The sequence below is a fragment of the Tissierella praeacuta genome (assembly GCF_040396155.1).
Taxonomy (GTDB): Bacteria; Bacillota; Clostridia; order Tissierellales; family Tissierellaceae; genus Tissierella; species Tissierella praeacuta_A.
This window is the reverse complement of sequence record NZ_JBEBOY010000058.1, coordinates 1-13,685: the sequence shown is the minus strand read 5'-3', so window position 1 is coordinate 13,685 and position 13,685 is coordinate 1. Positions and strand designations below refer to the sequence as shown.

General features: G+C 28.2%; 16 protein-coding genes. 9 read left to right on the top strand and 7 right to left on the bottom strand.

What is annotated here, in order from left to right:
• The coding region (locus tag ABWP20_RS16915) for a BCCT family transporter (protein WP_353097408.1) at nt 1-552 on the top strand (552 nt) is incomplete at its 5' end.
• Between the two features lie 46 nt (nt 553-598).
• On the opposite strand, the gene pdxR is transcribed toward ABWP20_RS16915, so the two are convergent.
• From pdxR to ABWP20_RS16890, 5 genes are all read right to left on the bottom strand, one after another.
• Nucleotides 599-2,056 carry a MocR-like pyridoxine biosynthesis transcription factor PdxR gene (gene pdxR / locus ABWP20_RS16910; RefSeq protein ID WP_353097407.1) on the bottom strand — a complete coding sequence of 486 codons (1,458 nt, stop codon included), beginning with the start codon at nt 2,054-2,056 and terminating at the stop codon, nt 599-601.
• Nucleotides 2,057-2,148: 92 nt separating this feature from the next.
• Nucleotides 2,149-2,523 (bottom strand): SHOCT-like domain-containing protein, encoded by a 375-nt coding sequence (locus ABWP20_RS16905; RefSeq protein ID WP_353097406.1) that lies wholly within the window; start codon nt 2,521-2,523, stop codon nt 2,149-2,151.
• Nucleotides 2,524-2,535: 12 nt separating this feature from the next.
• On the bottom strand, nt 2,536-3,747 hold the full coding sequence (locus ABWP20_RS16900; RefSeq protein ID WP_353097404.1) for a DUF4097 family beta strand repeat-containing protein: 1,212 nt from the start codon (nt 3,745-3,747) through the stop codon (nt 2,536-2,538).
• An 11-nt stretch (nt 3,748-3,758) separates the two neighbouring features.
• Nucleotides 3,759-4,130: a DUF2089 domain-containing protein gene (locus tag ABWP20_RS16895; RefSeq protein WP_353097403.1), complete on the bottom strand. Its 372-nt coding sequence runs from the start codon at nt 4,128-4,130 to the stop codon at nt 3,759-3,761.
• Between the two features lie 19 nt (nt 4,131-4,149).
• A complete protein-coding gene (locus tag ABWP20_RS16890; protein WP_353097401.1) occupies nt 4,150-4,314 on the bottom strand; it encodes a hypothetical protein in 165 nt (54 codons plus the stop codon).
• Nucleotides 4,315-4,704: 390 nt separating this feature from the next.
• Between ABWP20_RS16890 and ABWP20_RS16885 the strand changes: the two genes are divergently transcribed.
• The 8 genes from ABWP20_RS16885 (at nt 4,705) to ABWP20_RS16850 (ending at nt 11,629) form a co-directional block, all read left to right on the top strand.
• Nucleotides 4,705-5,802, top strand: coding sequence for a DUF5711 family protein (locus ABWP20_RS16885; protein ID WP_353097400.1), 1,098 nt, complete (start codon nt 4,705-4,707; stop codon nt 5,800-5,802).
• A 65-nt stretch (nt 5,803-5,867) separates the two neighbouring features.
• Nucleotides 5,868-6,497, top strand: a complete 630-nt coding sequence (locus ABWP20_RS16880; protein WP_353097397.1) for a hypothetical protein — start codon at nt 5,868-5,870, stop codon at nt 6,495-6,497.
• A gap of 125 nt (nt 6,498-6,622) precedes the next feature.
• Entirely contained in the window at nt 6,623-7,228 is a 606-nt protein-coding gene (gene yedF / locus ABWP20_RS16875; protein ID WP_353097395.1) for a sulfurtransferase-like selenium metabolism protein YedF, read from the top strand.
• A 9-nt stretch (nt 7,229-7,237) separates the two neighbouring features.
• Nucleotides 7,238-7,504 carry a putative Se/S carrier protein gene (locus ABWP20_RS16870; protein ID WP_353097393.1) on the top strand — a complete coding sequence of 89 codons (267 nt, stop codon included), beginning with the start codon at nt 7,238-7,240 and terminating at the stop codon, nt 7,502-7,504.
• 15 nt (nt 7,505-7,519) lie between these two features.
• Nucleotides 7,520-8,407 carry a mechanosensitive ion channel family protein gene (locus ABWP20_RS16865; RefSeq protein ID WP_353097391.1) on the top strand — a complete coding sequence of 296 codons (888 nt, stop codon included), beginning with the start codon at nt 7,520-7,522 and terminating at the stop codon, nt 8,405-8,407.
• Entirely contained in the window at nt 8,394-8,627 is a 234-nt protein-coding gene (locus tag ABWP20_RS16860) for a DUF951 domain-containing protein (protein ID WP_353097409.1), read from the top strand. Before ABWP20_RS16865 ends, ABWP20_RS16860 begins: the two co-directional genes overlap by 14 nt.
• A 193-nt stretch (nt 8,628-8,820) precedes the next feature.
• Nucleotides 8,821-10,167, top strand: coding sequence for a hemolysin family protein (locus ABWP20_RS16855; RefSeq protein WP_353097389.1), 1,347 nt, complete (start codon nt 8,821-8,823; stop codon nt 10,165-10,167).
• 277 nt (nt 10,168-10,444) lie between these two features.
• On the top strand, nt 10,445-11,629 hold the full coding sequence (locus ABWP20_RS16850) for an aminotransferase-like domain-containing protein (RefSeq protein ID WP_353097388.1): 1,185 nt from the start codon (nt 10,445-10,447) through the stop codon (nt 11,627-11,629).
• A gap of 111 nt (nt 11,630-11,740) precedes the next feature.
• Here ABWP20_RS16850 and ABWP20_RS16845 read toward each other — a convergent pair whose 3' ends face one another.
• Both ABWP20_RS16845 and ABWP20_RS16840 read right to left on the bottom strand, forming a co-directional pair.
• Nucleotides 11,741-12,928, bottom strand: coding sequence for a sensor histidine kinase (locus ABWP20_RS16845; protein WP_353097386.1), 1,188 nt, complete (start codon nt 12,926-12,928; stop codon nt 11,741-11,743).
• Between the two features lie 3 nt (nt 12,929-12,931).
• Nucleotides 12,932-13,609 (bottom strand): response regulator transcription factor, encoded by a 678-nt coding sequence (locus tag ABWP20_RS16840; RefSeq protein ID WP_353097385.1) that lies wholly within the window; start codon nt 13,607-13,609, stop codon nt 12,932-12,934.
• Nucleotides 13,610-13,685: the final 76 nt, after the last annotated feature.

Below are 13,685 nucleotides of genomic sequence, written 5' to 3'. Positions count from 1 at the left end.
TGGACAATATTTTATTGGGCATGGTGGATAGCATGGGCTCCATTTGTAGGTACATTTATAGCACGCATTTCTAAAGGCAGAACTATTAGGGAATTCATCGGAGGAGTTATTCTTGCTCCAGCTGTAGTCTCACTTGTGTGGTTCGCTGCATTTGGTTCAATGGGGATAAATTTAGTTGATAAAATCGGAGTAGAAGGATTGGCTACAGCTGCAAGTAATACATCTACAGCTTTATTCCAAGTATTTAATAATTATCCTTTAAGTACACTACTATCTTTAATTACAGTAGCTTTACTATGTACATTCTTTATTACATCTGCAAATTCAGCAACATTTGTACTGGGAATGTTAACTTCTGGAGGTGATTTAAATCCTTCAACCAAAAAACAATTTATTTGGGGAATAGTTCAGGCTCTATTAGCTACATCTTTATTATTAGCAGGAGGACTTGAAGCATTACAAACTGCTTCTGTAGCAGCAGCATTTCCATTTATATTTGTAATGTTATTTGCAATGATGTCTTTAATAAAGGCTTTAAAAGAAGAGAGATAAATAGTAAAGGGTCCTATTGGACCCTCCTCTTATTTAATGAAATACATTATATAAATGGTAAATAATTGTTATTTTTATCTTTGTCTTTAAAGGGTTTAGATATTATATTCTCCAGTATTCTAAGTCCCTCAACTATCTTATCATCATCTATCGCCCCAAAGCTAAGTCTTATATAATTAGAGTCAATAGATTCATCAACAAAGAAAACCTTGCCAGGAACAATTGCCAGATTGTTTTCTGCACATTCATTATAAAATTCTATTGCATCTATTTCCTTAGGAAGCTTAAGCCAAATACTAAGACCTCCATTAGGTTTTACATAAGATATGCCATATTTATTTAGTTTATCTAATTCTCTAGTCATAATCTTATATTTTTCAGAATAAACTTTTTTAATTTTTTCTATATGAGATTTCCAATACCCTTTTCTAAGGTATAAATCAAAAGCTCTTTGAAGATATCCCGAAGAGGATACATCAGTAGTATGTTTAGCTTTAATGATTTGTTTAAATAATTTATTGGGTAATGTAACAAATCCCATACGAACTCCAGGCATAAATATCTTGGAAAAGGATTTAATGAAAATAGTTTGGTTAGATTTATCTATGGATTTTAGGATAGATTTTTTATCATCATCGAAAGATAAATCTGTTAAGAAATCATCTTCTATTATATAAAAACCATGTTCTTCTGATAAATGTAGAAGTTCTTTCTTTTTATCATCGCTATAACAGTAGGTAGTAGGACTTTGATAGTTAGTCATTATATATAAAAATTTTGGTCGATATCTATTTACATAAGACTTTAATAATTCAATATCTATTCCATCTTCATTCATAGGTATTCCAATGATTTTAGCACCTCTAGATTTAAATACAGATAGAGCACCAGAATATGTTGGATTTTCAACTAATATACAGTCTCCAGGATAAATTAATGTTTTCGATATTATATCTAATCCCTGTTGTCCTCCAGATGTAATTAAAATTTCATCTTTATCTACTTTTGTATTATAATTTTCCATTAAAAACTTAGATATGGATTCACGAAGTGGTTTATATCCTGTAATTTCTGGATATAAAAAAGCCTGTCCTCCATCTCTGTCTAATACTTCTACTAAGGCCTGTTTAAATTTTTCTATTGGAAATAAATCTGGTGTGGGAGACATAGAAGCAAAGTTGATACTATCCTTTGATATGGGAAGTATTCCAGATACCATTAGCTCCATATCACCTTCTTCCAAATAAGGCATATCTTCAGATATTGGAGATTTTTTTATATAGGTTCCGCTTCCTTTAATTGAATAAACATAACCTTCTTTTTCTAATAGCTTATAAGCACTGACTATAGTTACATTATTTACTCCAAGAGATTTTGCAAGACTACGTATAGAAGGCAGTTTTTCTTTTTCTAATTTATTCTCTTCTATTGATGTTTTAATATTTTCATAAAGTTGGATATATAAAGGTGTATCTATATCCTTGTTTAAAATAAATTCATTCATACTTATCCTCCTTAAATGTATGGATACATTTATTATAGCAGATTTCATATAAGAATAAACAAAAATAAAAAAATAACCCCATAATTATGGGGTTACTCTATTACAATTTCAACTTTTTTGCCATCTTCACTATCTACTTCTACAATTTTATCAATATCTCCATTTTTAATAGCTGCAAATATTTCTTTTATATCCTTTTCACTTAATCCAGCTTCTTTAAATTTAGGCGAAAACTTTTCGGCTAATTTAACCCCTAAATTTATAAGTGAAATTGGTAAAGTTACATTTACTTTAGTTGAATCTTCTGGGTCTAATACTTTTATTTTCAGCCATTTAGCTTTATTGTTAATATCTATTATGTCGTTATTGGTGTTATCTATGGCATCTAGTAGTTTAACACCCTCTTCAGTTGAGATTTTTCCTTCCTTAACCATTGTCAAAATTTGCATTTTTTCCTCTGCTTGCATCTTATCCACTCCCTAATATATATTTATTGAGCCGTTTGATGTAGAGGCAATAAATTTTACATTATCTCTATTTTCATCAAAATTAACATTATGAGCAACTATTTTTTTGAAGCCTAAATTTGCTTGATTATTAATTTTATATACTAGATTAGGAATGCCAAGGGAGATATTACCCATGGAAGTTTCCAAATCAAAATAATTATCTTTAGTGATTCCATAAACTTTAGAGTTAATTGAACCATTGGAAGTCATTAATTTTACTTCCTTTGCTTTGTTCATATCTATATTATTACAGATAATTTTGCCATTGGAAGTAGTTAAATGAATTATATTGCAATTAACATCTTCTGTTTCAATTAATGCATTGGAGGTTTTTAATATTATTTTTTGACCATCAATATTATTAATAACTATTTTGCCATTTGCTGTTTTAGCTTCGATTTCTAGGCAGTGTAAATTTGTTAAAAATATACTGGAATTTGTAGTAGTTGATTTAATAATATTTGAATTTATATCTTTACATTCAATCTTTCCATTTTTAGTTGTTAGATCAATTTCTTTACTATTCGCCTTCACTATATTAATAGATGAATTAGTGGTTATACATTTTAAAATATCAGTATTTAATTCCTGTATATCTATTTTTCCGTTACTAGAATTTAATGTTATTTCATCATAATCTTTCTTAGGCAAAGAAACATCTAATTTAATTGATATATTGCTATTGTATTTTGGGTTAAATATAATCTTATTTTCATTTGTACTAAAATCAAAATATGGTTCATCTGGTGAAAATAACCCTTTTTTATATTGACAGGTAACTTTGATAAATAGGTTATTGTCAATATTTGGCCTCAAGAATATAGAACCATTAATAGCCTTTAAATCCAATGTCGGAAGATTCATATTTGATATATCCACGTCTAGATCTGTGGTAATAGTCTCATAATTATTTCTAAATATAAATGAATTACCTACATCTTTCAAACCATCAAACATATTGGATAAAACATTACTAATGTCGGAACCAATGTCTTCAAGAGTATTAAATATAGGTTTTGAAGATTTTTTCTCTTGAAAATCATCATATATTTCTTCTTTAGTTTCATTATGATTTTTAGGTATTTCTATGTCTTCTAAAGCTTCCATAAGCTTTATAGCATCTTCAGCCGTTATCTTACCTTCTTCAAGCATTGATAAAATCATCATTTTCTCTTCTTTCATATTAACTCCTCCTATTCTTCACCTTGAAGGAGCCTAAGGGCTTCTTCAGATGTTATTTCACCATTATTTAATTTCTTCAAAACCTCTTTTTTATCAATTGCAGGTTCTGTATATTTAGGACTATATCCTAGGGCCTCAATTACATTTTCAAGTCTTCCTCTAACAGTTGGATAAGATATACCTAATTCCTTTTCTATTTCCTTTATATTTCCTCTGCTCTTTATAAAGACTTCAACAAAATTTTTTTGTTCATCGTTAAGCCTACAAAATTTACAAAGTGTAAAATTACCCTCTATATGAGTATTACATTTGTGACAGCTAAGTTTTGTTACATAAAGTTCTTCACCACACACAGGACATTTACCTAGTACCTCTCTTTTCATATCATCACCCTTTCTCTATTTAATGTATGGAAATCTTAACTATTGCTCCATCATCAGTGGATATATCAACTAAATCGAATTCACCATGTAATTTTAATTCATGAATTAACTCTTTTACCATTTTACTGTCCAATTGTTTTAAAGAGAATTTTATATCATCATCTAAATAATTTACATTTTTCATGGTTATATCTTTAAATTTTAATGTTATATGAGATAGGAAAGTAATTAACCAAAAAGGAATACTAGGTATCCACAATTTAAAATTACTATCTTTATCTACAATCTTAATTTTAGATGCCAGCTTAAACACCTCCAAGTTTTAAATATATATTTCTATATTCGAAAAACTTTAGTTGTTAATATCATAATATTATTAAATATTAAATATGTCAATCTAATTATTAATATTTTTAATAAATAAATTAATAATATTAACATTTAGATTTAAATTATAAAACTAACAGAGTTAAAAATTAATATAAATTTAAAATATAATAGCAATAACCATTAAATTGTTATACAATTTGAGTATATGATATAATAAATTGAGATAATTTTAAGAGGTGGTTATATGGAAGACAATAAAAGCTCTAATTCTAAAGGCTTCAAAATATTTATCATAATATTTCTTATATTGAGTATGTTTTTATTAAAAGAAGAAAACCAAAATAAATTAATTGGCTTTATAGATTTTATCACAGGTAAAGAAATGGTCTTAGAACTAGTGAATTCCTTTAAAAATGGAGAAGATATAACAGATATCAATATCTATGATAAAACCATAGTAAAATGGAGTAATAATAAGATATCTTTTATGAAAACCGATGGAACGCCTGTTTTAGAAAAAGAATTTAATTTTACAAATCCATATATTTATTATGGGGATAAACATATCTATATATCGGATAAGTCTACTGGAGATATTTATTGTCTAGATAAGAATGGAGAAACTAAAAATAGATTTAAATTAGATAATGAAATATTTAATATAAAGGAAAGTCATCAAAATCTAATTTGTCACATAAAATCTTCTGATGTGGAAAACATAAATATATTAGATAAAGATGGAGAATTAGTAGAAAATCAATCCTATGAGAATGAAAATGTTCTTACATATGCTGCTAACAATAAAGGAAAATTATCAGCTATAGCTATATTAAGCTTAAATGAAGGAGTGTTAAAATCTAAGATAGAGTGTTATGGTGAAAATAATGAAAAATTAAACTCACTGGATATTGATAATGAAATAATTATACATCTTGATTTTACATCGAAAGATGAGATTATTGCCTTAAGTGATAGTTCTCTTTATTTTATTAAAGATGGAAAAGTAGTATGGAAAAGACAATTTGATTTGATAAAAGATATTTATATTGGAAAAGATAAAATTCATATCTTATATAGTAATTATTTAGAAGAAATTGGATTTGATGATAAAAGTCAAAATAAAATTAGTTTTGCTGAGGATTATACTAAAATAGAGCCGTTCCAAGGAAGACTTCTACTTTATGGGGACAATAATATAGTTGTAGTTGAGGGAAAAAAAGAAATATTGAAACATAAAGAAGATATAATTGGAGTATTTACAGATAAAGACCAAATATTATTATTGGGACCAGAAGAGATGAAAGTATATAAAATGGTAAGTAAAAAACAAAATAAAAAATAAAGTGAAAAATGTCTGATTATGGGTATATTTACTAATATAATAAGTAATTAAGTAGGAGGGATAGAATGAAAAAAGCAAACTATTCTTTAGGTGTAGTGTTAATAATTATAGGGCTGATGTTTTTACTTATGAATTTGAATTTTCTTACCTTTGATTGGTTATTGTTTATATTAGCAATGGGTTTAATTGTATGGGATTTAAAAAGTAAAAATATGGTCTATTTAATAGCTGGTTTACTCCTACTTGGAATATCATCAGTAGCCCTTATAGATGAGTATTTATTTACAACTATTAGTGTGAAATCCTTTATATATCAATTAATTTTTGGTATTATATCTTTAGTGATGTATAAAAGACATAGTAATAAAGGTTTTTTAATATTAGGAGTCTTATTATCATCTATAAGTTTCTATAGCTTAATCGAAGAGATTATTAAAACTGATGTAAATTGGATAAGATTTTTACTATTTTCAATTGCTTTCTTTGTTATATATATTATAGGATATAAAAGAGAAGATATAGATTGGCCTAAAAATATATCTATTATAATGCTAATAGCTTCATCAATATCTTTATTAGGTTCTAAAGACCTATTAAGGATAGGATTTTGGAAATTTGTGTCTTATTTAGTCCCAGCTATTATTATATTAATAGGAATTAAAATAATATATAATGGAATAAAGGAATCGAAGTAATTAAATTTCTTATATCATTAACTATATCTATATAAAATAAATATATATAACATTTATTAATAGCTTTATTCAAGCTACATAAAATTAGTATAATATAGTTAATTGAAAATATAGGAGGAATAATAATGAGAAAAGAAGTAGATGCAAGGGGACAATTATGTCCAAAGCCAGTTATAATGACAAAGAAAGAATTAGATAATTTACCAAAAGGAATAGTGACTACTATTGTAGATAATGAAGTAGCTAAGGATAATGTTTCAAAACTAGCTGCATCTTATGGATATAGTTTTATTATTGATAAAGGCAAAGAAGATAATGAATATTATATTCATATAACTAAGGGAGGCGTAGGAGAAGAAATAGATTCAAACATATGTATTCCTGATACATTTAAAGATGTAACTATAGCTATTGGCTCTGATAAAATGGGTGCAGGTGAAGAAAAATTAGGTAAGATTTTAATAAAGAGTTTTATCTATACAGTAAAAGAAACTACTCCATTGCCTGCAACTATGGTTTTCTTTAATTCAGGTGTTTATCTAACATGTGAAGGCTCAGAAGTTCTAGAGGATTTAAAGGTATTGGCAAATGAAGGCGTTGAAATGATTTCCTGTGGAACATGTTTAGACTATTACAATATAAAGGATAAACTTCAAGTAGGAGAAATAGGAAATATGTACAGTATATATGAAAAGATGAGAAATGCAAATAACACCATAAATATTGGATAGGAGACAAAGATGAATAAAGAGATTTACGGAGTAGCAACCTATAAATCTACTCACCATACTATACAAGCAGAGGGAGTATTTAAGGAAAAAGAAATAAGTTTTAGAACTATACCAACACCTAGAGAAATTACAGTTAGTTGTGGTTTGGCTATTATTTTTCCATTAGACGACCTTCCAAAAGTAGAAGAAATGATAAAAAATAATGAGATAAATATAGATAGTATATATAAATATACTAAGAATGGTTCCAATAGTAAGGCCGAGAAGCTAATATAATATTGAGGTTTATTTATGAAAAAAATTAGACATATAACAAATGATATTAAATACTTTGCTGATGATTATCTCAAGACTAATAATGGAGAGTTAAATATTTTAGGAAAACTACTGAAAATACTGATAATAATAATAACGATAAAAATAATCATTTCATTAACTAATAGACTTATAGATAGAACTCTAAAGAATAAAAAAGGGATAAATTTTTTTGCAAATAATAGAAGAGCTACTACTATTGGTGAGGTATTAAAAAAAATCGTCAAATGTATTTTATACTTTATAGGTATAGTTATGATTCTAGATATGTTTAATGTAAATACTACTTCTATATTAGCTACAGCAGGAATAGGAGGCCTTGCCATAGGATTTGGTGCCCAATCCTTAGTTAAAGATATAATTACAGGTTTTTTCATTTTATTTGAGGACCAATATGCTGTAGGAGATTATATTAAAATTGAATCCTTAGAAGGTACTGTAGAAGAATTAGGATTAAGAGTTACAAAGCTAAGGGATTTTTCTGGAGATTTGCATATAGTTCCAAATGGAAGAGTCCAAGTTGTAACTAATAAGACTAGGGGAGCTATGAGAGCATTAGTGAATATCCCTGTAGCATATGAAGAAAATATAGATAAAGTCGTTAATATATTAGATAAAGTTTGTATAGATATTAAATATAATAATGATGATGTATTAGATGGGCCAACTATATTGGGAATTACCGATTTAGGAGAATCTAATATATCTATTACGATTGTAGCTAAGGCTAAGCCAATGGAACAATGGGCAGTTGAAAGGGAAATTAGGCAAAGGGTAAAAGAAGCCTTCCATAGAGAAAATATAGAAATACCTTATCCAAAAAGAATAATATTTGGAGGTAAAGATGATGATACTAAAATATGAGGTTGGAGATATAATAACTCTAAAGAAGGGGCATCCCTGTGGAGAGAATAAATGGGAAATACTGCGAACAGGTGCAGATATAAAGCTTAAATGCCTAGGCTGTGATAGACAAATTTGGATAGCAAGAGTTGACTTCGATAAGCGAATCAGAAAGATTTTAGTAGATGATAAATGGATTAGTATAGTTCATTATAAGGGAAAAGAAAATAAAGAGGAATAAATAAAAAACAAATTACATAATTAATTGTGTAATTTGTTTTTTTATAATGTATTTTAATAAATAATCATAATAAAGTAGGTTATAACTAAGATATATAAATTTTTTAATTGAATTGACAAATATTATGAAATATGATTTTATAATACTATATAATATTAGTATAGATATTTTATTTTAAATTAGGAGGAAAAAAATGGGAGATGAATCTGGGGCCACGATAACAGGACAATTGCTTTTAATTTTGTTTTTAACATTATTGAATGCTTTTTTTGCTGCATCGGAAATGGCCATGGTATCAATTGACAAGAAAAAGTTAAATTTAGAAGCAGAAGAAGGGAACAAGAAGGCAAAGATGCTATTAGATCTTTTAAAAGAACCGTCAAGATTTTTATCTACAATACAGGTAGGAATCACATTTGCAGGATTTTTCTCATCTGCATCAGCAGCAGTAGGGATTTCAGATGACTTTGGAAGATTCTTGGCGGGAATTGGAATACCATTTGCAAAGAAAGTTGCATTTATATTAGTAACATTAATACTTTTATATTTCAATCTTGTATTTGGTGAGCTAGTTCCAAAGAGGATAGCTCTTCAAAAAGCGGAGAAGTTTTCAATGTTTGCAATAAAAACTGTTAGTATAGTAGCTAAGATTATGAGTCCTTTTATTATTTTCTTATCTTTTTCTACTAATACTGTTATGCGGATTTTAGGTATGAGTACTGAAGGTGTGGAGGAGAAAATTACACTAGAAGAAATACGATCAATGGTAGAAGTTGGTCAAGAACAGGGTGTTATTAACCCAGTAGAGAGGGAAATGATAGATAGCGTAATAGGCTTTGATGATACACTGGCAGAAGAAATAATGACTGCAAGAACTGAAGTTTTTATGATTGATTTAGAAGATCCAGTGGAGGAATATTTAGACGAGCTATTGGAGCTTAAATATTCAAGAATCCCTGTGTACGATGGGGATGTAGATAATATATTAGGTATACTTTATATTAAAGATTTCTTATTAGAAGCATATAAAGTTGGATTTGACAATGTGGATATTAAAAAGATTCTTCGTCCAGCATATTTTATACCTGAACGAAAAAATGTTAATGAACTATTCAATGAACTTCAAAGCAGGAAAAAGCATATGGCTGTTCTTATAGATGAATATGGTGGATTTTCAGGAATCGTTACTATGGAAGATTTAATTGAGGAAATCGTTGGAGATATAGATGACGAATATGACCATGATGAGCCAGATATTAAAAAAATAGATGATAAGACTTTTATAGCCAAGGGAGTAATATCTATTAAAGAGTTAAATAGTAATCTTGGTACCAAATTTGATGAGGACTCGGAGGAGTACGATACTCTAGGAGGATTTCTCATAGACAGAATAGGATATATACCTGACGATGGTGAAAAGGTAATTGTTAAATATGAAAATATTGAATTTTATATAGAAGAAATTGATGAAAAAAGAATACAAGTAGTACAAATAGTTTTAAATGAAATAGAAAATAATCAGGAAGAGGAAGAAGAATAATCATAATTAGTCAGGTACAATTAAATTTAATGTATCTGACTTTTTTAAAATCATTTTATGATCAAAATAATAAAATTTATGCATGTTTATTTAATTTGTGAGGTTGGCTATTTATATAAGAATTTCATAAAATTTAGTCATTTACATAATATTCTGAATAGATAAACTTTGAATTTTATCCATCAAATTGTATTAAAATGTTAGACAATTGCATAGTTAAATAGTAAACTATAGTTAAGGTTACAAGCGAAACCTAAATTAAATGGAGGTGCGTGTTATGTCATTAAGTTATGCAAAGCGTATGGACAACATCAAGGCTTCAGAAATTAGAGAATTGTTAAAACTAACTCAACAACCTAATATCATTTCATTTGCTGGAGGTATGCCAGCACCAGAATCATTCCCAGTAGAGGAATTGATTAAAATTGGAAGAGATGTTTTAGAGAAAACAGGAACACAAGCGCTACAATATGGTCCAACTGAAGGCTATCAACCACTTAGAGAAATTATAGCTAAGCGAATGGCAAAGGTTAAGGTAGATGCCAAGGCTGAAAACATATTAGTGACAAGTGGATCGCAACAAGGGCTTGATTTTGCAGCAAAGATATTTATAAATCCAGGGGATGTTATAGTTTGCGAGAGTCCTACATACCTAGGGGCTATCAATGCATTTAAAGCCTATGAACCAAAATTTATAGAAGTATCTACAGACAAAGATGGTATGAAAATGGAAGAATTAGAGGAAGTATTAAAGAATAATGACAATGTTAAGTTTATTTATGTCATACCAGATTTCCAAAATCCATCAGGTAAGACTTGGTCAGTAGAAAGAAGAATTAAATTAGTAGAATTAGCTAATAAGTATAATGTAGCTATAATTGAAGACAATCCATATGGTGAGTTGAGATTTGAAGGTGAAATACTTCCAGCTGTTAAACATTATGACACAGAGGGAAGAGTAGCTTTTCTAGGAACTTTTTCTAAAATATTATGTCCAGGTCTAAGACTTGGTTGGGTAGTAGCTGATAAAGAATTTTTAAGTAAATTTGTGCTTGTAAAACAAGGTGCAGACCTTCAATCAAGTACAATATCACAAATGGAAGTAGCAAGATTCTTAGAAATTTATAATATAGATGATCATATTAAAAAGATAATAGATATATATAAAGCAAGAAGAGATGTAATGATAAAGACTATGGAAGAAGAATTCCCAGAAGGAGTAAGCTTTACTTATCCAGAGGGTGGTCTATTTACATGGGTAGTTTTACCTGAATATATGAATGCAAGAGAATTGGCATTAAAAGCTTTAGAACAAAATGTTGCATATGTGCCAGGAGGTTCATTCTTCCCTAACGGAGGAAATGAAAATACCTTTAGATTAAATTATTCAAATATGAATGAAGAGAAGATAATGGAAGGTATTAAGAGACTTGCAAAAGTAATAAAGGAATTTATGAAATAAATATACATTGTAAATTTGTAATTTGAACTTTAACTTAACAGATTAATAAAAATAAAGCCTTCATTTACTTAGGTAAATAACCTTAGTAATGAGGGTTTTATTATTTATAATTTACAATTCAAAATGATCCTTGGCCTTAGGTAATTTTACTTCTATGGTAGTTCCTTGACCTTCAATACTGGAAAGAGATATTTTTCCACCATGATATTCTATAGTATGTTTAACTATGGATAAGCCTAGACCAGTACCATTTACTTTTTTAGAACGAGATTTATCTACTCTGTAGAATCTTTCAAAAATTCTATTTTGATGCTCTTTAGGAATTCCTATACCAGTATCACTGATCTTTAAAATTCCCCATTGGGCATCGGAATATATTTCTATATCCACTTTTCCATTAGGTTTATTATACTTAATAGCATTATCAACTAAATTAAATATCAAATCTTCAATCATTCTTTGATTTCCATTTATAACTGTATTTTCTCCAATTATGTTTAAGGATATATTCTTTTCCTTTGTATTGAAATCCAAATTTGAACACACAAGTTGTGCTGTAGATAATAAATTCATTGGAGAAAGGTCCTTTTTAATAGATACATCGTCAAGCTGGGATAATTTAATAATAGAATCTATAAGTACTAAAAGCCTATTACCTTCTTTTCGGATAATGGCAGCAGATTTCTGAATATCATCTTCCTTTGCCATTCCAGTTTCTATCATTTCTGCAAAGCCATTAATAGAAGTTAAAGGAGTCTTTAGTTCATGACTTACATTAGCAGTAAATTCCCTTCTTATTTTTTCTGCTTCTTTTAAGCTTTTAATATAATGTTCAATTTCTTTTTTTTGTATCTCAATAGTCTTGATGAAAGGCTGGAGTTCCTCATATATTGCAGCTTCCTTAGTATTCTCTCCAGATAATATACTTTCAATATTATGAGAGGCTATTTGCAAAGGTTTGATTATTTTTGAGGTTAAAATAGAAGAAATAATATATAAAAATATTAAGATAAAGACTAATAGACCTGCCATTGCAGGTAATATTCCTATGAAAATATGTTTTATATCCTGTATTGGTCTTGATATTCTAATTACTTTATTATCTAGTTTTAAATCATAAAATGAGTAGGAATCTTTTAGCTGAGGTAAATTATTAGGTTCATATATATGGATATCAATATCATCCATAATATCTTTTGGATTATAATATTCATAGCATAAAAATACTAATACAATGGAAGTAATAATAGCTGTTATAGTGGCTATTGCTGCAAGATTATAATATATCTTTCTTTCCAAGCTTTACCCTCCTATCTTATACCCTACATTTCTTATGGTTTGAATAATTCTTCCTGCATCACCAAGTTTTAATCTTAATGTCCTTATATGAACATCAACTGTTCTGCTTTCACCTTCAAAGTCTGTTTCCCATACCTCATTCATTATTTTATCCCTAGATAAAACAATATTTTTATTTTTTAATAGGTAATGGAGAAGTTCAAACTCTTTAAATGTTAAATTAATTTCTTTTCCATTTACAGTTACAATACGTCTTTTTACATCTAGGCAAAGTTCATCTATACAGAGTAAATTAAAGTTATCTTTTAATTTAGCACTACGGCGAAGTACAGCATTAATTCGAGAGATTAATTCCATTACTCCAAAGGGTTTGGAAATATAATCATCAGCCCCCATATCAAGACCTTTGACTTTATCATATTCACTGTTTTTTGCAGTAAGCATAATTACTGGTATATCTTTAGTAGTATTATTTTGTCTTATATTTGAAAGAACTTTATATCCATCATCACTAGGTAACATTATATCTAATATAATTAAATCTGGTATCTTAATATTAAGTTCATTATATAGCTCACGAGAATCTTCAAATCCTTTAGCTTCAAATCCATTATTTTTCAGTGCATAAACAACTAGTTCCCTAATGCTTTCATCGTCCTCAACACAGTAAATTAATCTCATAAAATCACCTCTTTATACAATAATAATAGCGTTAATCATAATTCATAACGCTTGAAATCACTGTATCTTACACAGT